Source organism: Chondromyces crocatus (assembly GCF_001189295.1).
GTDB lineage: Bacteria > Myxococcota_A > Polyangia > Polyangiales > Polyangiaceae > Chondromyces > Chondromyces crocatus.
In genome coordinates this window covers 11,323,236-11,343,628 of sequence record NZ_CP012159.1, presented here as the reverse complement: position 1 = coordinate 11,343,628, position 20,393 = coordinate 11,323,236, and the positions used below count along the sequence as shown (strand labels likewise).

Here is a 20,393-nt window from a genome sequence, read left to right as displayed (position 1 = left end):
GGGACCCGACGTTTCCGTGGAGAGTCTCTCCCGCATTCTTCGTCATTGGACGGTCGAGGCCCCGAAAAAATCAAGCGCGCAACAGGAACCCGGCCGTGCCCGCCCGAAGACCCTGGATCTCGGTCATTTGCTGACGGCAGCCGAGGGGGCCGCCTGGTTCCTGCGACTCATGAGGACGAAAAAGAGGGGGGCAAAGAAGATGCTGAAGACGGTGGCAGTGAACATGCCTCCGAAGACGCCCGTGCCGATGGCGTGCTGCGTCGCCGAGCCTGCGCTGCGCGCGACGACCAGAGGCACGACGCCCAGGATGAATGCGAACGATGTCATCAAAATCGGCCGGAAGCGCAACCGCGCAGCCGTCATGGCCGCTTCGCGGAGGCTCATGCCCTGTGCGCGGAGGCTCTTGGCGAACTCGATGATGAGAATGGCGTTCTTCGCCGAGAGGCCCATGATGGTGATCAGTCCGACCTTGAAGAACACGTCGTTCGGGAGGCCGCGGAGCGACATCGCGAGCACCGAGCCCACGAGGCCGAGGGGAACGACGAGGATCACCGCGAGCGGGATGAGCCAGCTCTCGTAGAGCGCCGCGAGCACGAGGAAGACGACGACGAGCGACAGGGCCAGCAGCGCTGGCGCTTCGGCGCCAGAGAGCCTCTCCTGGTACGACTGACCGGTCCACTCGATGCCGAACCCGGGGGGGAGCTGCGTCGCCAGGCGTTCGATGGCTTCCATCGCCTCGCCGGTGCTGCGCCCAGGGGCGGGTTCTCCACTGACGCCGACCGCCGGGTACCCGTTGAATCGCGCGAGCTGGAGGGGGCCTCGCTCCCACTGCGCCAAGGTGAACGCCGCGAGCGGCACCATCTGGCCGGTGTCGTTGCGTACGAAGAGCTTCAAGAGGTCCTCGACCTGCATCCTGCTGGAGGATGCCGCCTGGACGATGACCTGCTGAAGGCGTCCCTGGTTCGGGAAGTCGTTGACGTAAGCCGAGCCGAGCGCCGTCGAGAGCGCGCTGGCGATGTCCTCGAAGCGGACGCCGAGGGCGTTGGCTTTCTGCCGGTCGATGCGCAGGCGGACCTGGGGGGCGTCGCTCTGGGTCTCCGCGCGCACGCCCGAGAGGGCAGGGTCTTTCTCGGAGAGGGCGAGGAGCTGCTGCTGGGCCGCGACGAGCGCGTCGGTCCCGAGGCCGCTGCGGTCCTGGAGCTTGAAGGTGAAGCCCGAGGTGCTGCTGAGTTCGGAGATGGGGGGCGGGACGAGGCTGTAGACGATGCCGTCGCGGATGCCCCCGAAGGCCTCGTTTGCCTTCGCAGCTTCGGACTGCGCCGTGGCACCGTCGGTGCGCTGGCTCCAGTCCTTCATCATGACGTAGGCGATGGCGACGTTCTGCCCTGAGCCCGAGAACCCGAACCCAGGATAGGTGGCGACCTTCTCGACCGAGGGGCGGCTGAGGAAGTGCTGCTCGATCTGCTCGACGGTCTTCAGCGTGCGGTGATAGGTGGCATCGGGAGGAAGCTGGACGTCGGTGATGATGGTCCCTTGATCCTCCTCGGGGAGGAACGAGGTCGGGAGGCGGACGTAGAGCACGGCGAGCCCGGCCAGGATGACGGCGAAGCCGAGCAGCGTCCTCACGCGACGGGTGAGCACCGCCCCGACCCACGACTGGTAGCCGCGGGTGAGCCTGTCGAAGCGGTCGTTGAACCAGCCGAAGATGCCGCGTCGAGGGCCATGATCCGCGGTGTGAGGCTTGAGGAGCGTGACGCAGAGCGCCGGGGTGAGCGTCAAGGCGAGGAAGGCCGAGAAGAGAATCGATACGCCCATGGCCACCGAGAACTGCCGGTAGATGGCGCCGACGGCGCCCGACGCGAACGCCATGGGCACGAACACGGCCGACAAGACCAGCGTGATGCCCACGACCGCGCCGGTGATCTCGTCCATGGCCTTGCGCGTGGCCTCGCGTGGGGGGAGGCCTTCCTCGGCCATGAGGCGCTCCACGTTCTCGACGACGACGATGGCGTCGTCGACGATGATGCCGATGGCGAGCACCATGCCGAAGAGGCTGAGCATGTTGAGCGAGAAGCCGGCGGCCAGCATGACCGCGCAGGTGCCGAGGAGCGCGACCGGGACGACGACGGCGGGGATCAGCGTGTAGCGGATGTTCTGGAGGAAGATGAACATCACGATGAAGACGAGCACCATCGCCTCGGCGAGCGTCTCCAGCACCTTGTTGACCGAGAGCTTGACGAAGGGGGCCGTGTCGTACGGGATGGCGTAGACCACGTTGGGCGGAAAGCCGCGCGACAGCTCCTCCATGCGCGCGCGCACGAGGTCCGAGGTCTTCATCGCGTTGGCGCCCGACGCGAGCTGGATGCCGATGGCCGCGTCGGGCTTGCCGTTGCTCCGTGAGGAGGAACTCAGGCTCTGCGGGCCGACCTCGATCTCGGCGACCTCCCGGAGCAGGACGCGAGAGCCATCGGCCCGGGCACGCAGGACGATCTCGCCGAACTGCTCGGGGGTGGTGAGCTGTCCGTCGGCGATGACGGTCGCGGTGATCTGCTGGGTCTGCGGGCTGGGCAGGGCGCCGATGCGGCCCGAGGCGAACTGGAGGTTCTGCGCACCGATCGCAGCGCTCACGTCCGCGGGGGAGAGCGACAGGGCCGCGAGCTTCATCGGGTCGATCCAGATCCGCATGGAGCGCTCGCTGGTCCAGAGCTGCACGCGCCCGACACCGGGGACACGCTTCATCTCATCGATGACGCTCCGGGCGAGCAGGTCGCCGAGCGCCGTGGGATCGACGCTCCCGTCATGCGACGAGAGGCTGACGATCATCAGGAAGCTCGACGCGGAGTCCTCGACGAAGAGGCCGTTCTGCCGCACGGTGGCGGGGAGGCGGGGCTCGACGGCCTTGAGGCGGTTCTGGACGTCGACCAGCGCGAGCTCGGGATCGGTGCCGGGCTCGAAGGTGGCGATGATCTGCGCTCCACCCGACGAGTCGCTCGACGACTGGAAGTAGAGCAGCTTCTTCACGCTGCTCAGCTCGCGCTCGATCAAGCTGACGACGCTCTGGTCGAGGGTCTGCGGGGTGGCGCCCGGGTAGTTCGCGTAGATGGCGACGGTCGGGGGTGCGACCGATGGGTACTGCGCGACGGCCAGGCGGGGGATCGACAGGGCGCCGACGAGGGCGATGAACAGCGCAACCACGACCGCGAAGACCGGTCGGTCGATGAAGAACCTGGGCATGCTTGCCTCGAACTCGCTCAGTCTCTGGCGGTGGCGGTCTTACCTGCCGTCCAGGGGACGGCACGGACCACGGCGCCTGGCGTGACTTTCTGCTGACCGTCGACCACCACGCGATCTCCAGCCTTCAAGCCCTCTTCCACGATGTACCGATCGCGATCGACCCCGCCGACGCGGACGGGCCGCGCTTCGAGCTTCCCTTCCGGGTCGACGACGAGAACGGTGGTGCCGCCGCCCGAGTCGCGGGCGACGGCCTGCTGCGGCACCATCAGCGCTTCCGGGTAAACGCGGCCATCGAGCTTCACGCGCGCGAACATGCCAGGGAGCAGCGTGCGGTCGGGGTTGGGGAACGACGTGCGCAAGGTCACCTCTCCGGTGCCTGGATCGACGTTGATGTCCGAGAAGAGGACCTTGCCCTTCTGGGGAAACTCGCTGCCGTCGTCGAGGACGAGCGTCGCCGTCGCCTCTCCTTGGCGCGCGCTCTCCGGTACCGCGCGGCGCAGGCGCATCAGCTGCGACGCTGGCTGCTTGATGTCCACGTAGACCGGATCGATCTGCTGGATCACCGCGAGGGGCGTCGCCTCGTTCTGGCCCACGAGAGCGCCCTCGGTGACGAGTTCTCCGCCAATCTTTCCGCTGATGGGCGCCGTCACGGTCGCGTAACCCAGGTTGAGGCGTGCTCGCATGAGCGCTGCGCGTGCCTGCGCGACGTCCGCGCGCGCGGTGGCTTCCGCAGCGACGGTGGTCTCGTAGAGCTCGACGCTGACGGAATTGCCGTCGAGAAGCTCGGCGGTGCGCTTCTTCTGTGACTCGGCCTGGTTCAAGGTCGCCAGGCCTCGCGCGAGGGTGGCGTTGGCGCCGTCCATCTCGGCCTTGAGGGGGGCCGGGTCGATGACGAACAGGGGCTGACCCTGCTTCACCTCGCTGCCCTCCGCGAAGCTGCGTTTCAGGACGACGCCAGCGACGCGCGCACGCACCTGAGCCATGCGGAACGGCGCGATACGTCCGGGGAGCTCTTCGCGAAGGACGACGTGCTCCGGCTGGACGTCGACGACGCCGACCTCGGCGGGGGGTGGCGGTGGTGGTGGTGTCTCCGACGCGCAGGCGCTCGGCGTCAGGAGGAGGACTGATCGGATCAGACCCCGGCGAACTCGTTCGTGCATGGTTTCCGCTTCACTGCGGATCAGAGGCGTGTGCGGTGTCGACCGTTCAGTCCCTGATCTGCTCCCACGGCAGCGGCTCGGCTGCCAGGCCGACCTTTCGTCGGAATGCGGCGTGAATAGCATGTGTCGTTCGACCAGGCACATGGCCCCCGATCGGCTGGGCGTCGACCTGGATGACGGGCACGATTTCTCGAAGCGTCGAGGTAATGAACACCTCGTCCGCGCGGCGGACCCGGTCGAGCGGCAGCCGCTCGATCTTGACGGCCACTCCCAGCTCGTGAGCCGTCTCGAGGACGTGCGCGCGGGTGATCCCGACCAGGATGCCAGCCTCCTCGGGTGGCGTGGAGAGGGTCGCTCCTTCCACGATGAACACGTTCGACGTGGTGCCTTCGAGCACGTCGCCGCTGCCGTCGAGGATCAGAGCTTCGTGAGCACCAGCGGCTCGAGCTTCCTTCAGCGCCATCATGCTGGTCAGGTAGTTGCTGACCTTGGCTCCCTGCGCGACCTCATCGGCGGCTCTTCGCGTCTTGAAGGTGATCACGGACACGCCGTCGCGGTACACGGTGGCGGGCAGGGATTGCAGGGGCTCGACCAGCACCACCCGTAGCGCTTGCTCGGCGAGGCCCGTGTCGAGCCCCATCGGACCCGTGCCGCGGGTGATCATGACCCGCACATAGCTCTCTGGGTTCCTTGCTGCGCGGATGGCGCGTCGGATCTCCAAGGCGAAGTCGACGCGAGGGAGGGGAGGCGTGATGGCGACCCGCGCCGCCGAGCGTTCCAGGCGGGCCAGGTGCTCGTCGAGCGCGAAGGGCTCGCCTGCGTAGGTGCGAATGGTCTCGAAGACGCTGTCGCCGTAGAGGAAGCCGCGGTCGTAGACGGAGACCTTGGCTTCCTCGGGCTTGGAGATCACGCCATCGATGCTGGCAAGTCGGGTCACCCGGGGAGGGTGACGCTATTTCTTGAGCTTTGCCATCAGCTCCTTGGCGATGGCGAGCTCCTTGTTGCTGTCCAGGGCGCGCTCCAGCATCTGGATGGCCTTCTTGTCGTCACCCTGCCGGTGGCTGATCTCGCCGAGGTAGTAGAAGACCTCGGCCTTGGTGATCGGCGCGCTGTCATCGAGCTTCTGCAAGAGCAGCGCGCGGAAGGTCTTCTGGGCGCGATCCAGGTGGCCTTCCTTGACCTTGTCCTCGGTCGAGCCTGCCAGCGACAGCGAGAGCACCCCGAGCTCGCGCAGGATGGCGATCGAGCCCGGATCGATCTTGAACGCCGTGTCCAGCTCGGCCAGCGCCTTCTCCTGCTGACCATCGGCCAGGTACGCCTTGGAGAGGCGGTGGTGGATGGCTGCCAGCTCCTTGGATCGACGACCCCCGTAGGACTCGATGATCTTCTGGAGGGCCTCGGCGGCCTTCTGCCCCCGACCTGATGCGCTGTACGCGTCGCAGAGTGCGAGGAGCAGATCGCGATCGCCCTTCTGGAGATCGGAGGCCTTCTCCAGCAGCTCCGCCGCCCTCCCTGGATCGCTGCGCTTCTCCATGTGGATCTGCGCGGCCTTCCGGTAGAGGCTCACCTTCTCGGGGGCCTCGCTCGCGGCGTCGGCATCGCCGGTGATGAGGTCGGCGAGTTCGGTCCACGCCTCCTGCTTCTCGTAGAGTGAGAGCAGGCGCTTCCGGACCTCCGTCGCCGTCTGGTCCGCGGAGAGTCCGCGCTCCAGGACCCGTCGGACGGCTGCCTCGTCGCTGAGCGCGCGGTGCAGGTCCGCGAGCCGGAGTGCGATGGTCACCGCGTCGGCGCCGCTCGTGTCGGCGAGGACCACCTCGAGCTGCTCGGCGGCGGCAGCCTTGTCGCCCTTCTGTTCGTAGAGCCTCGCCAGCGAGAGCAGCGCCTCCTTGTGTCGCGGCTCGCGCTCGAGGACCGCTCGGTACGACTCGATGGCTCGACCCGTATCGTTCAGCCGCTTCTCGTACACCTCGCCCAGACGGACGCTGTAGAGCAGCTCTGCGGCGACGTCGTTCCGCTCCTTCGCCAGGTCGATCTGACGCACGAACAGATCCGACAGCTCCTGGTCGCGGCCCGTCTTCTCCAGGAGCTGAGCGAGCAAGGCGGTCGCCTTGTCATTCTCCGGCTCCTCGTCGAGCACCGCGCGCAGGTGCTCCGTGGCTTCACTGACCGCATCGAGCCGGGTGAGGCAGAGCTCCGCGCTCTCCAGCCGCAGCGCGGAGCGTGCCGACGGCGTCTCGGCGAGGTCGGTGAGTCGCTCCAGCAGCTTGAGCAGCTCCTTGTACTTCCCGGTGGCTGCGTACAGCTCGCGGAGCGCCCGAGCCGCAGGCTCGTCGGCGGGGTCGTCCTCGAAGATCGTCTCATAGAGTTCGACGGCGCCTGCGTGATCCCCGAGCCGCTCGCGCGCCACCGAAGCCGCCGCGTGACGCTTCTCGCGGATCAGCGTGGACTCGGCGGCGAGCTCGGCCTGACGGACCAGGAGCCCGTAGACTTCTTTCCAGTCACTGGCCGCTTCGCGCACCTTCGTCAGCTCGGCCAGCGCCCAGGCGTCGCCTTCGTCGTCGGCGATCATCTCCCGCAGGATCGCCTCGACCAGCTCCTTGTCCTTGAGTGACTCCTCGGCGAGCTGCTTCGCCTCGCGACGAAGATCGGCCGCCTGACCGTCCATCCCGTCGAGAGCCGCGAGCCGCCGCAAGGTCGCGACGAGATCCAGCTCTCTGCCAGGTACGCGCTGGATCTGCTCGATGGACCGCAGGATGTGCTCGCTGCTGGCGTCGTGCTTCAGCGCCTCCTCGAAGGCTCGCTCGGCTGCTCGCGGCTCGCCAACGTGGTCCTTCTGCCACTCGGCGATGCGCATCCACAGATCGCGTGCCGTGTCGCCGTCGAGATCCTCGGCCTCACGGACCGCCTTCTCGAGGGCTGCTGCGGCGCTCTGCCAGCCACCGGTCATCGGAGCGAGCCGCTCCAGCTCCGCGAGCACGTCTGCGTCTGCAGGCTCGTCCACGAGCGCCTTTTCGAGCGTCTCCTGGGCGGCACGCGCGTCACCGGCGCGCTCCTCCAGCACCTTCGCCAGCTCGAGCCGCAGCCGCACCCGGTCCGCGCCGGTCGGTGCCGAGCGGATCCGCTTCTCGTAGAGGCGCGCCAGCGAGGCGTTGTCGTTGCGCGTCCGGTAGACGCCCTCCAGCGCCTCCGCGGCCTCCTCGAACAGCTCCGGCTTGTCGGTCAGCGCTTCGAGCGCGGCGCTCGCCTTCTCGTGATCCACGGCGCGCTCCAGCGACTGGCGCAGCGTCGCGAGCCCCTGCGACTTGTCGTCGAAGGACTCGATCTGGATCACCGCGAGCCGGTAGAACAGCTCTGCCTGCTCTCGCTCGTCGGTGGTGACGGCGACCCGACGCTCGAGGACGTCGGCCAGCGCCTTCGTGTCACCGAGGCGACCATAGAGCCGATCGAGCGCCTCGAGCAGCTCGGGCTCGTCGCCCGCGTGCTCGACCGCCTTGGCATAGGCCTCCACGCTGCGGCGGTCGTCCTTCAGCTTCTCCTCGGCCACGCGACCGACGCGGAGCCACAGGTCCTTCGCTACCGTCGCGTCGAAGATCGCCCCGGCCCGCTGCGCGAGCGCATCGCAGTAGCGACCGAAGCCCTCGGTGCGTTCCGCGAGCCGCTCGATGTCCTCGTGGAGCGTCACGTCGTCCGGCGTGTCCTCCAGGGCGCGCAGCAGCGCGGCCTCGGCCTCGAGCGGCTGCCTCAGCTGCTCGTCCTGCACCAGCGCAATCGCGCGCAGGGTGGTGGCCCGGTCCGAGGGCTCCGTCTGCGCCCGAAGCCGCAGCTCGAGCGCCGCGGCCAGCTCCTCGTACCGGCCTGCGTTGCGGAGCACGGGCTCGAGGACGTTCGCCGCGTCGAGGCGAAGATCCTCGTGGGCCTCGCCGATTGCGCGCACCGCCTTGATGGCGTGGTCGTTCGTCGGCGCCTCGCCCAGCACGAGCTGGTACTGCTCGATCGCATCGCTGGGGCTCTGCAGCTCGCTCGCGTACAGGTCGCCGATCGCGGTCCTGAGCGCCACCCGCGTGTCGGTGTCTTCCGCGGCTCCTGCCTGCTGCTTGAGGTTCTCCAGCAGCTCGTCCCACAAGCGCTCATTGCGGTACAGCCGCTCGAGCGCCTTGAGCACGGCCGGATCCCCCGCCCGCGCCTCCAGCGCAGCGTTCAGCGAGGCGATCGCGTCGCGCGGGCTCTCCAGCGCCTTCTCGTAGCGCTCTGCCGCGCTCACGTTGAGGTCGTAGCGCAGATCGGCCTCGTCGGGCTCGGTCAGCTCCACCCGCTGCGCGTACAGCTCCACGAGCCGCTGCGCCTTGTCGAGCGGCTCGTACAGGCTGATCAGCGCATCGAGGGTCATCGTGCTCTGCGCGTCGTACTCCAGGGCTCGCTCGTAGGCGCTGATGGCACCCTCGGAGTCCTCGATCATGTCCAGCTTGGTCTCGGCGATTCGCCGCCAGATGGAGGCGTTCTCCTCGTCCGAAGCCATCTCGCTCTTCTTCTCGAGCACGCGGATCAGCGTGCCCCAGTCGCTGAGCAGCACGGCGAGGGTGTCCATCGCCTCCAGCGGCTCCGGATCGCTCTCATCCAGTGCGCTCAGGCGCTCGTACGCCCGGAGGGCGCGCCGAGGATCGTCGATCTGGCGATCGTAAATCCCGGCCAGCGACGTGAGCAGCTCTCGCCGCGTCAGGTCGTCCGACGTGTCCAGCGCCCCTTGCTCCAGGCTCTCGGCGAGTTCCTCCCAGGCGCCCAGCGAAGACGCCAGCCGGGTCAGCTCCGCCCGCGTCTCGCCATCGTCGGGATCGATCCGGAAGGCGGCGCGCAGCGCCTGAATGGCCTTCAGCTCATCGCCGCCGCGGGTCTCCCAGAGCTTCGCCGTCTCGCGGAGTACGGCCACCTTGTCCTGGGGATCCGACGCCAGCGCGAACCGCTCCTCGTTCAGGCGGATGAGGTGTCGCCAGTCGTCCGACCGCTCGTAGAGCGGCCTCAGGATCTCCACCACCCGCGCCTTGTGCTCGCCGTCGTTGACGAGCGCCTCCAGCGCCTTGATCGCCTCCGTGTGCCACGGCACCTCGGTCACGATCGCTTCGAGCTGATCGATCGCGCCGGTGGTGTCTTCCAGACGAGTCCGGAGGATCTCGGCGAGCGACAGCCGGTAGGGCGCGGCTTGCTCCCCGTCGGGCGCTGCCTCGGCCCGACGCAGGTACAGATCGGCCAGATCCCGCGGGCGATCCAGCTCTCGGTACAGCTCGGTCAAGGCATCGAGCGACCGCGTGTCGTTGTCGTCCACGTCGAGCGCAGCCCGGTAGGTCTCGATGGCCAGCGCCGGCTGACCCAGCTCCCGGCGCTCCAGCTCTGCCACCGTGTGCAGCGCGTCGAGGCGATCCTGACCGTCGCGGTGGTCGAGCGACGCCCGGTACAGCTCGATGCGCTCGTTGTGGCGCCGCTCTTTCGTCAGCAGCCCATCGATGGCGAGGAACAGCTCCCGCGACTCCGGCGAGAACTCGTGCGCTCTCCGGTACCATCGGAGCGCCTCGGCCACCTCACCGAGGTCGGCGTAGATCTCGCCGGTCCGGCGGCAGAGCTTCGCGCTCGAGTCGTCGTCGCCGGACAGCTCGTTCAGCTCCGCGGCGTAGATCTCGGCGAGCCGCCGCTCCGCGCTCGCCACCTTCGCCAGGCGCTCCAGCTCCGCCCACACACTCTCGTCGGTGAGGTCTTCGTGCAGGAGCTTCGCGACCGTCTCCAGCGCAGAGCGGTAATCCTCGAGCTGCTCCTCGTGCAGCGTGGCCAGCCGCTGGAGCAGATCCCGGCGCTCCGCCGGCTCGTGGCTCGCGGTGAGGCGCGCGTCGAGGGCCACCTTCACGCGACTCCAGTCCGCGCGGCGCAGGTACACGGACTCCAGCATCTCGCCGGCCCGCGCCTTGTGCTCCGGATCGGTGGCATTCTCCAGGATCGACTCCAGGAGCGTCACCGCGCCGACGTGGCTCTGCTCGATGAGCAGCGCCTCCGACAGCTCGTCGAACGCCCGCTGCACATCGCCCGTGTGCTGGTGCGCGACCAGGGCGATCTTGACGTGCAACTCTGCGAGTTCGGCGGGACCGCCGCCTGCGTCGAGCTGGCGCTCGTAGAGGCGGATCAGATCCTCGTAGCGGCTCGCGTCGCGGTAGAGCGTGTCCAGCGCCTTGATGGCCACCGTGTCGAGGGTGATGTCGAGGATCGCCTCGTACGTCGAGATCGCCCCCTCCTTGTCCCCGAGCGGACCCCGCTGCAGATCCGCCACGCGGAAGAGCAGCCGCTTCTTCTCGTCGTCGTCTGCCGCGTTCTCGACCCGGAGCTTCAGGATCTGGAGCAGGTTCTCCGCGTCGTCCGCCTCGCCATACAGCTCCTCGAGGGCGATCATCGCCCGCCGGTCGTCGCCGTGGGCTTCGAGCGCCTTCTGGTACTGGTTGATGGCGCGATCGCGGTCGGCCAGCTTGTGGCGCGCCAGCTCGCCCACCCGGAGGCGCACGTTCTGCTGCACATCCCCGTCGAGGATCTCCGGTGCGATCTCCTCGAACAGCGCGCAGACCTCGGCCCAGCGCCCCGTCACCTCGCCGAGCCGCTCGACCGTCTCGATCCAGCTCGAGACCTCGGGCTCGCCGGCGGCCTCCTTCAGGCCGCGCAGCGCGTAGCTGAAGGCCCGTGCGGTGTCGCCGAGCGGCCCTTCGGCGGTACGGAGCGCCTTGTTCAGCGTCGACAGCCGCTCGCTCGCCTCGGTCCCTGTCTCGACCTTGATCTCCAGCACGCGCAGCAACCGCTCCGCATCGCCATCGTCCTCATAGAGAGGCTCCAGCGTCTCGGCGGCCTCACGTCGCGCGTCCTCGCGCTCCAGCATCGCCTCCAGCGCCTTGCGGCAACGCACGTCCGAGCGATCCAGCGTGAGCGCTTGCCGATAGGCGTCCAGCGCCCCCTCGGCGTCGTTCTGGTGCAGCCGCCTTACATCACCCAGCTTGGCCAGGAGCTCCAGCCGCAGCTTCGTGTCGTCGGTCAGCGACAGATCCACGTCGAGCGCATCGGCCAGCTCGACCCACCGCTCGTCCAGCTCGTAGAGCGTCTCCAGCGAAGCCAGGGTCGAGCGCTCCGGCCCGAACTCGTCCAGCACCGCCCGCCAGGCATTGATCGCCTCGGGGACGTCGGCCAGCTTGTGCGCCAGGGTCTCGGCGGCCTTCGTCATCGCCCGACGACGCTCGTCGCCGTCGTCCGTCGACTGCTCGCGCGCCCGGAGCACGCCCACGAGCTCGCGCCACTGCGACGTGCGCTCGTACAACCGCTCCAGCGCGGAGAGCGCGGAGGCGTCCGTCGCGTCGTCGCTCAACCGAGCGCTCCACGCTTCGATCGCCTTGGCCGGGTCGTCGAGCACCGTGTCGTAGAGGATGCCGATCCGTTCGTAGAGTGCTCGCCGCGTGTCCGGATCGTCCTCGAGACGCACCTCGATGCCCAGCACCTCGGCCAGCGCCTGATGCTGCTCACGCGAGGCGTAGATGCGCCCCAGCGCTTGCGCCGCCGGGATCACCAGCTGCGCATCGCTCGCGTCGATCTCCAGGACACGTCGGTAGACCTTCTCGGCCCGATCCGCATCGTCGAGCAGATCTTCGTAGATTCGGGCGACCTCCATCAGGATCTCGCCCCGCGTCACCGGCGTCGGGCATGCGTCGCCCGCTGCGGTGAGCACCGTGGCCACCTGCTCGTGCGCGCCGAGCCGCCGCCCGATCTCCAGCAGCCGCGACCGCGCCGCCGGATCTTCCGGTTCGAGCGGCACCAGCTCCGACAGCGTCGCGAACGCGCCAGCGTCGTCTCGCAGCCGCTCGTCCCTGAGCACGCTGATCCGCCGCAGCAGCTCCCGCCGCTCCAGCTCGTCGGTCGCGCCTTCTCGCCGGATCTCCAGCACCCGGACCAGCTGCCGGATCTCGTCGCGCGCCTCGTACACCACCTCGAGCACCCGGGCCGACCGGAGCCGCAAGCTCCCGATCTCCAGCACCCGCTCCACCAGGCTGCGCGCCTCGGCGTCGTTCTGGCGCAGCCGCAGCACGTCCTCCAGGTGCGTCAGGGCGAGGTCGGGCTGAAGCAGCCGATCCAGGTAGATGCGGCCGAGGTGGAGCTTGATGTCCACCCCCTCTTCCTCGGTCGCCGTCTCCAGCCGCCGCTCCAGCAGCGTCGCCAGATCCTGCCAGCGCTCCTCGCGCTCGTAGAGCTTCTCGAGCGCGTCGAGCGACGGCACATGGAACCCGTCCAGTGCCAGGACCCGCTCGTAGTACCCGATGGCCTTCGACGCATCGCCGATGATCTCTTCGGCGATCAGCGCCACCTCGTTCAGCAGCTCGATCCGGTCCTGCTGGTCGGTCGTCGCCTTGGCCGCCTTGTCGTAGAGATCTTCGAGCTCACCCCACCGCTCCGCGTTGGTGAGGATCTGCTTCAACCGGCTGAACGCCCGGTTGTTGTTGGGATCCACGGCGAGGACCCGCTCCAGGTAGGGCATGGCCCCTTCCGGATCGCCGAGCTGCTCGTCGTGCAAGCTCGCCGCCCGCTCGCACAGCTCCACCTCGATGGAGCTACCGAGCACCTTGTCTCCCTCCGTGCGTCCGGCGACCAGGTGCAGCCGGTAGGCCTCGGCCAGATCGGTCGGGCGTCCCGCGCGCTGCGCCAGCTCCGCCGCCCGATCCCAGAGCACCAGATCGTCCGAGAAGTCGTGCAGCGCACGCAGCAACACGTCGAACGCCGTGCCGGCCGCCCGCAGCTTCGACTCCTCCACGATCGCCAGGCGCAGGTACAGCTCACGGCGCTGCTCTGCGTCCTGCTCGCTCTCGAGGAGCACCCGCAGCGCCGTCGCCTCCCGCCTCGGATCCCCGATCTCGGCGTACTCGGTGGAGAGCACCTGAGCTGCGCGTGCGCGCGTCTCCGGCTTCTCCATCAGGCGACCCAGGATGGCGATGGCATCGCCGTCGTGCGCCTCGATCTCGAGCGCCCGCACGCATGCCTCGAAGGCGTCGACGGGCCGCGCCAGCCGGTCGAGGTAGAGCCCGGCCAGCTCGATCTCGCGCCGCGCCCGGTCCTCGCCCTCGCTGTTGTCGCGGTGCGCGGCCACCACCTCGGCCGCCGCCTCGAACTCACCCGCAGCCGTCAGCAAGCGCGACAGCGCCCGCAGCGACTCGCTCCGGCTCGGCACCAGCGCCGTCACCTTCCGGAGCAGCTCGATGGCCTTCGACGCATCGCCGAATACCTCCTCCTCGAGCGTCGCCCACTCCTCCAGGATCTCCGCGCGATCCTCTCCCTCGACCTGGTTGGCGCGCAGGTCGAAGAGCCAGCGCAGATCCTCCTTGCGCGCGCTTGCGCGGAGCAGCTCATCGAGCGCCTGCACGGTGTCGGCGTCGGAGGGATCCTCCTCGACGAGCGCCCGGTAGACCAAGACCGCCTCGTCCAGCTTGCCCATCTCGCGGGCGTAGACCTCGGCGAGCTTGAGCTGCAGGCTCCTCCTCGCGTCAGGAGCCAGGTCCTCCGCCTGGCGGAGCCTCCCCTCGACGGCTTCCACGAACGGCCCCCAGTTCGACGCCGCGCGGGACCAGGCCTCCAGCAACCCCAGCCCCTCGTCGTCCGGCTGCAGCTCGTAGGCGCGCCGCGCGTACCCCACCGCACTCGCCTTGTCCGAAAGCGGCTCGCCGGTGACCGCGGCGAGCTTCCGCAGAATCTCGACCTTGGTCTCGATCTCCACCGTGGTCTCGAGCAGGATCTCGTAGAGCGCCGGCAGACGGGACCACTTCTCTTCCTTCTCGTAGATCGGTACCAGCGCCGCGGCGGCGCGTGCGTCCCGAGGCGACACCGTGAGGACCCGCTCGTACGAGCGCGCTGCGCGTTCCGGCGCCTTCAACTCCTCCTCGAAGATGCGCGCTGCACGGAACGAGATGTCGAGCTTCGTCTGAGGATCCGACGCCTTGTCGGCGGCCGTCGACAGGAAGTCGACCAGCCCCTCCCAGTCACGCTGCGAAGCGTAGAGTTCCTCCAGCCCATCCCAGTCGCCGGCCGTGAAGTACGTATCGCGCAGCACCCGCAGCGCGCGCGCGTGTCCCGGCGACAGCGTGAGCACCCGTCGCCACGTCCGCGCCGCTGCCGTCCCGTCCTTCAGCCGCTCCGCGTAGACGGCGCCGAGCTTCTGCAGCGCGCTGAGCCGTCCTGCGTCGTCCGTCGCCAGCTCCACCCGGCGCTCCAGCACCTCCGCCACGGTGGCGAAGTCCTTCTCGCGCTCGGCAAGCTTCTCCAGCGTGTCGAGCACCCCGGCCGTCCCCGGCTCCAGCTCCAGGATCTGCTTCTGCAGCGCGATGGCGTCGGCCCCTCGGTCGAGCCGCTCCGCCGCGAGCTTCGCCATCTCACCGAGCAGCTCGATGCGCGCCTCGCCCTCCGCGCTGGCGACCTGCCGCTCGTACAGGGCGTAGAGCTGCGGCCATGCGCGCCGCTTCAGGTACAGCTCGCGAAGCTTCTGCTGCGCCTCCTCGTCGGAGCCCTCGACCTGCAAGAGCGCCTCGTAGGCGGTGATCGCGTTCTGCACGTTCGAGAACTGATCGATCCACCGCCGAGCCACCGCCCGGTACAGATCGGCCTTCTCGGTGTCGTCCGTGGTCAGCTCCGCGAGGCGCTGCTGGTACTGCAGCAGATCGCGCCAGCGCCCGAGCCCCTCGTAGATCGTCGTCAGCTCCCGGACCGCGTCGATGTCCTTGTCGTCGAGCTGCACGAGCTGCGTGAGCACCGTCACCAGCGCCGCGTCGTTGCGGGCGTGGTCGCGGTAGATCCTCGCGATCTCGCGGAGCACCGCGGCGCGGCCAGCGGCGTCCTCGGCGGGCGTCTTCTCCAGGTCCCAGCGGTACAGCTCGACCAGCGCGTTGTACCCCTCGGTCTGCAGGTAGAGCCGCTTCAGCGCGTCGCGCGCCTCCTTGCTCTCCGGGTCGGCCCGCAGCACCGCCTTGTATTGATCGATCGCTTTCGCCGCGTTCTCCGTGGACTCGGCGATCCGCGCAATCTCCGTCGCGAGCGCCCTGCGCTGCGGTCCTTCGGGCAGCGCCCGCTGCGCGTCGGTGAGGATGGTGCTCAGCCGTCCCGTGTCACCGCGCTCCTGGCACAGCTCGCGGAAGAAGCCGATCATCCCCTCGTGGGTCGGATCCGCCCGGCGCACCCGGTCGAAGTAGGGCTCGGCCGCCTCCGGCTGCTCCCGCATCCGCCAGTGCACCATCGCGATCTGCACCAGCATGCCCAGCTCCTCGCCGGACTTCACGCCGCCGCCGCGGAGCTGGTCCTCGTACAGCGCGACGAGCCGGTCCCAGTCGCACGCCTCCGAGTAAGCCTCGGCGAGGAACGACATCGCCTCCGCCTGACCCGGGGCCAGATCGAGCACCTGCTTGTAGATCGCCACCGCCCGCGGCTGATCGCTCAGCCGCTTCGCGAGCGTGCGCCCGGCGCGCAACCCGGCGGCGACCCGGTCCTCCTTCTGCTGCCCCTCGGAGAGCACGATGCCCTGGACCCGGGCGACCATCTCCCACTCGCCCGACGCCGCGAAGGCCAGCTCCGCGAGCGCCGTCGCGCGCCGGTTCTTCCGGTCGCGGTCGAGGGCCTCCTCCAGGTACGAGCGCACCTTCTCCGCCGCCTCGTCCCGGCCGTAGCGGTAGGCCACGTCGGCAGCGCTCGTGTAGAGCATGCTCCGGAAGGCGTCGTCGGTCGCCGCCTCGGCCTCGCTCACGTAGCGCTCCATCAGCTCGCGCCACTTCTCGCGCTTCACGTCGGAGCCCTCCAGGGCCTCCGTCGCGGTCGTGTCGCCTGGACGCAGCTCGAGCAGGCGCTTGTAGGCGGCGTCGGCGTGATCGACGTCGATCAGCTCCTCGCTGTAGATCCGCGCGAGCTCCGCCTGCATCGGCGCTTCCACGGCGCCACCGGAGGACAGCGCGATCTCCAGCTCGAGCATCCGTGCGACAGCGCCCCACTCGCGGCGCTGCTCGTGCTTGGCCCGTGCTGCGCCGAGAAGCCGCTCCACGTCGGTCTCGCTCACGCCCGGGGCCGTGACGGCGTCCTCGAGCTCCTTCCAGGCAGCATCGTTTTCCGGCTCGTCCTGCAGGCGCCCGAGCGCCATGCGAATCGTCTCAACGCTCATCATTTCTCCGGCCCCGCTGCACCGCCGCGCACACCAGCACGACGGTCGGCGGAAATCGCGACCACGCTCAGCCCAGAACCATCCACTGCCCGCCCCGGCGTCAGCACACGTCGGCTCGCTTTGGACCGCTGGGTCGACGCCCTCGTGCGGCGCCCGCCGACATCGTGAGCTTCCACTGGGGCAGCGAAGATAGCCCCCTCCCTGTCGCGGTTTCAAGGCTCGGGAGCCGTCCGCCGTCCGGCGGTTCACGGCGGGCCCTGGTTCGGCTATCAGGCCCCGCCATGGAAACGACGATCAGGCGGCTCGGGGTCATCGGGGCGGGGCAGATGGGGCGGGGCATCGCCCAGGTGGCGGCTTCCGCCGGGCTGGAAGTGCTCCTCTGTGATGTGAGCCGGGACGTGGCGGAGTCTGGCAAGGGCCAGATCGCGTCCATCCTGGGCAAGCAGGTAGACAAGGGAAAGATGACGGCGGAGGCGCGTCAGGATCTCCTCGACCGCATCACGCCTGCCGGCGGCATGGAGGATCTCGCGACGACGGACATGGCGGTCGAAGCGGCCACCGAGAACGTCGATCTCAAGCTCGACCTCTTCCGACGCGCCGACGCGGCCCTCCCGGCGGGCGCCATCCTGGCCTCCAACACCTCCTCGATCTCGATCACCCGCCTCGCCGGTGCCACCAAGCGCCCCGATCTCGTGATCGGCATGCACTTCATGAACCCCGTTCCCCTCATGAAGCTCGTGGAGATCGTCCGCGGCGTGCAGACCTCCGAAGCCACCTACACGACCGTCCGCGCCCTCTCGGAGCGGCTCGGCAAGACGGTCATCGTCTCGAAGGACCAGCCCGGCTTCATCGTGAACCGCATGCTCATCCCGTTCCTCAACGAGGCCTGCTTCGTCCTCCAGGAAGGCATCGGCGAGCCTGAAGACATCGACGCCGGCGCGCGCCTCGGCCTCAACCACCCCATGGGCCCCCTCGAACTCGCGGACCTCATCGGCCTGGACACCGTGCTCGCCATCGCCGAGGTCCTCCACCGGGAGCTGGGTGACTCCAAGTACCGCCCCCCCGTGCTCCTCCGGAACCTCGTCGCCGCCGGGTGGTACGGCCGCAAGACGGGCCGCGGCTTCTACATTTACGACGCCAAGGGCCAGCGCACCGGCCGCGCCGTCTGAGCACCCCTGCCCACCCCCGTTTCCGAGGAGAACCAACGATGTCCACCACCTCTCTCGTCACGGTCGAGCGCGACGGCCACCTCGCCATCGTGACCATCCAGCGCCCTGACAAGCTGAACGCCCTCAACCCGACGGTCCTTCGCGAGCTCACCCAGGCCTTCCAGGCGCTCATCGACGCGCCTGCACCGTCCGAGGTCCGCGCCGCCGTGCTCACCGGCGCCGGCCGCGCCTTCGTCGCTGGCGCGGACATCGCCGAGATGGCCGCCATGAACAGCGTCGAGGCGCGGCGCTTCGCCGAGCTCGGCCACCGCCTCTGCGCTCTGATCGAAGACGCGCCCTTCCCGGTCATCGCCGCGGTGAACGGCGCCGCCCTCGGCGGCGGCTGCGAGCTGGCCCTCGCCTGCGACTTCATCCACGCGGCGGAGGGCGCCAAGCTCGGCCAGCCCGAGGTCAACCTCGGCGTCATCCCGGGCTTCGGTGGCACCCAGCGGCTCACCCGGCGCATCGGCCCGGGCCGCGCTCGCGAGCTCATCTACACCGGCGACATGATCACCGCCGAGCAGGCCCACGCCCTCGGCCTCGTCAACGCTGTCCACCCGGCCGCCGACCTGCTCTCCCGCGTGCGCGACATCGCCCTCAAGATCGCCAGCCGCGGCCCCCTCGCCGTGGCCGCGGCCAAGCGGGTCATCCTCCGCGGCGAAGGCACCGATCTCGTCAGCGCCAACGAGCTGGAGGCGCAGGCGTTCGCCACGCTGTTCGGGAGCGAGGATCAGAAGGCCGGCATGAAGGCCTTCCTGGAGAAGGGCAAAGCGACCTTCACCGGGAAGTAGTCACGCCGAAGCCGCGCGAAGGTCTGGGTCCAGCGCCTGGCAGGACCCACGCACACCTCCGCCGCGTCGTGGTCACGGCGGCCGACTCACCCCGCGCATCCACCCCGGATCCACCCATCGAAAAGACGAGCGCCGAGCTGGTGCAGGCATCGTCGAGGCGCATGCATGCGCTGCCTCGTCCGCCGAGCCCGCTCTCTGCGCTTGGCCGGGCTTCCCATGCAGGTGGGCAGCATCCAGCCGACAAAGAAAAAGCCGCGCGCATACCGACTTTTGGGGAAGAATCGGCATGCGCGCGGCGGCTTCCGTGAGCAAAGAGGAGGGGCTTCGCCCACGGAGCCTCGAATTAGCGCCGCGCTGCATTTCGGTCGGGGGGGGACGGACCGAAACGCCCGCGGCAAAGTCATCATGCCATCTCACCTCGCTCTGTCGAGCGAAAGTGACGAGAAAGCGACCAGCCGATGCCCGGACTGAGCAATGGGCACACACCGATGTCGCATTCGTCGCGAAATGGTTTCACCTGCCCACCTGCTCGGGTTCGAGCGCTGCCTCGTGCACGGAGGATCCGCGTCGTTTCTCCTTCGCCCCATGCTGGCGAGCCCCATCGCACGATGCGCTGACAGCTCATGCACGCGGCGAGGATTCACCTGCCGAACCCCTGCATGCAGGGCCTCGATGGCTGGACGACTGGACATGGCGCGAACGAGGCCGTGAGCCGCATCCGCCCGAGAGAGCGGAGAAGTCCGTGACCAGCGCAGGCTGCATGGGTTCCGCCAGCGGGTCGCCCCTCGGCGGCACGCATTCCGCCAACGCGGCGCCCATCGGTGGCACAATGCGTGTCGAGAACGGCGCGGCGCACATCGTGTCTCGTGCATGTTCCCTCCGGTCCGCGATCCGTGTCCGAGCGTCACGTCGCATCCCGGCTTCACGGAGACGACCTGTCGCTGGATCCTTTCCAATGAACAAGACGACGTGGATCTCGATGCTCGCCGCGGGCCTTTTCGGCCTGGCCTGTGGCGGCAATGTGGTGGTGGATCACGACCTCGGCGCTGGCGGCGCCGGGGGGACGGGACCCGGTGTGGGCGTCGGCGCAGGGACACCCGGGACCGGCTCCAGCGGCGGCCTCGACAGCCTCTGGGCGGCTTGCCCCGAGCAAGCCCAGCAGCCCCTCGTCTGCGTTGCGGGTGAGGGGGGCTCGTTGATCGTCTTCTCCCCTGGACGCGGGAGTGCCTGTCGTCCTCCGGGGTATCAGGGACCTCAGAACGCACCGTCGATCGGCATGCTGGGGGATTACCTCTACTGGTGCGAGATGGGGCAAGGCGTGAGCCGCCTGTCTCTCCAGGATGGCAGCTTCGAGATCATCCCCACCGAACCGTGCTGGGCCGTCACCGTGTGGCAGGACAGCGTGGCGTTCCTCGGGGATTTCGCGGAAGGACCTCAGCTTCTGTCGTTCTACCGAAACTTCGATCGACCCGAAGAGCGCACCCTCTGGTTCACCAGCCCGAGCTTTTTCATGAACTCGGTCATCTCTGGCGGCCCGAACGTCCTGTCGAGCGCCTGGCACGCGACGAGCGAGATCGTGCACGAGGTGCCCCCGGACTTCACCGTCCTCCCGGGCACCCTCATGCAGGGCTTCGACGCCTGGGTCGACGGTCTCTGGACGAACGAGGCCGATCGGACCGTGCTCGTGCTCAACGATGGAACGATCTACGTCTTCCACCGCGATACGGGAGAGCTCCTCGACCAGCACCCGCCCGGCGAGCAAGGCTTTCCCCAGCGCGGCCTCCACTGCTGGCACAATGCGCTCTGA

General features: G+C 68.9%; 7 protein-coding genes. 3 read left to right on the top strand and 4 right to left on the bottom strand.

The window, feature by feature from the left end; genetic code table 11:
• Positions 1-123 precede the first annotated feature (123 nt).
• From CMC5_RS41310 to CMC5_RS41295, 4 genes are read right to left on the bottom strand one after another with little or no spacing between them, the layout of a single operon-like run.
• On the bottom strand, positions 124-3,234 hold the full coding sequence (locus CMC5_RS41310) for an efflux RND transporter permease subunit (protein WP_050435570.1): 3,111 nt from the start codon (positions 3,232-3,234) through the stop codon (positions 124-126).
• Between the two features lie 17 nt (positions 3,235-3,251).
• Positions 3,252-4,394 (bottom strand): efflux RND transporter periplasmic adaptor subunit, encoded by a 1,143-nt coding sequence (locus CMC5_RS41305; protein ID WP_050435569.1) that lies wholly within the window; start codon positions 4,392-4,394, stop codon positions 3,252-3,254.
• A 46-nt stretch (positions 4,395-4,440) separates the two neighbouring features.
• A complete protein-coding gene (locus CMC5_RS41300; RefSeq protein ID WP_050435568.1) occupies positions 4,441-5,331 on the bottom strand; it encodes an aminotransferase class IV in 891 nt (296 codons plus the stop codon).
• 15 nt (positions 5,332-5,346) lie between these two features.
• Positions 5,347-16,566, bottom strand: coding sequence for a tetratricopeptide repeat protein (locus tag CMC5_RS41295; RefSeq protein WP_082363335.1), 11,220 nt, complete (start codon positions 16,564-16,566; stop codon positions 5,347-5,349).
• 302 nt (positions 16,567-16,868) lie between these two features.
• On the opposite strand from CMC5_RS41295, the gene CMC5_RS41290 reads away from it, so the two are divergent.
• The 3 genes from CMC5_RS41290 (at position 16,869) to CMC5_RS41280 (ending at position 20,393) form a co-directional block, all read left to right on the top strand.
• Positions 16,869-17,756, top strand: a complete 888-nt coding sequence (locus tag CMC5_RS41290; RefSeq protein ID WP_050435567.1) for a 3-hydroxyacyl-CoA dehydrogenase family protein — start codon at positions 16,869-16,871, stop codon at positions 17,754-17,756.
• Positions 17,757-17,794: 38 nt separating this feature from the next.
• Positions 17,795-18,586 (top strand): enoyl-CoA hydratase/isomerase family protein, encoded by a 792-nt coding sequence (locus tag CMC5_RS41285; RefSeq protein WP_050435566.1) that lies wholly within the window; start codon positions 17,795-17,797, stop codon positions 18,584-18,586.
• 955 nt (positions 18,587-19,541) lie between these two features.
• Positions 19,542-20,393, top strand: a complete 852-nt coding sequence (locus CMC5_RS41280) for a hypothetical protein (RefSeq protein ID WP_050435565.1) — start codon at positions 19,542-19,544, stop codon at positions 20,391-20,393.

Coding starts and splice junctions, on each gene's coding strand:
- CMC5_RS41310 (WP_050435570.1), bottom strand. CDS start 3,234: ATGCCCAGGTTCTTCATCGACCGACCGGTCTTCGCGGTCGTGGTTGCG.
- CMC5_RS41305 (WP_050435569.1), bottom strand. CDS start 4,394: ATGCACGAACGAGTTCGCCGGGGTCTGATCCGATCAGTCCTCCTCCTG.
- CMC5_RS41295 (WP_082363335.1), bottom strand. CDS start 16,566: ATGGCGCTCGGGCGCCTGCAGGACGAGCCGGAAAACGATGCTGCCTGG.
- CMC5_RS41290 (WP_050435567.1), top strand. CDS start 16,869: ATGGAAACGACGATCAGGCGGCTCGGGGTCATCGGGGCGGGGCAGATG.
- CMC5_RS41285 (WP_050435566.1), top strand. CDS start 17,795: ATGTCCACCACCTCTCTCGTCACGGTCGAGCGCGACGGCCACCTCGCC.
- CMC5_RS41280 (WP_050435565.1), top strand. CDS start 19,542: ATGAACAAGACGACGTGGATCTCGATGCTCGCCGCGGGCCTTTTCGGC.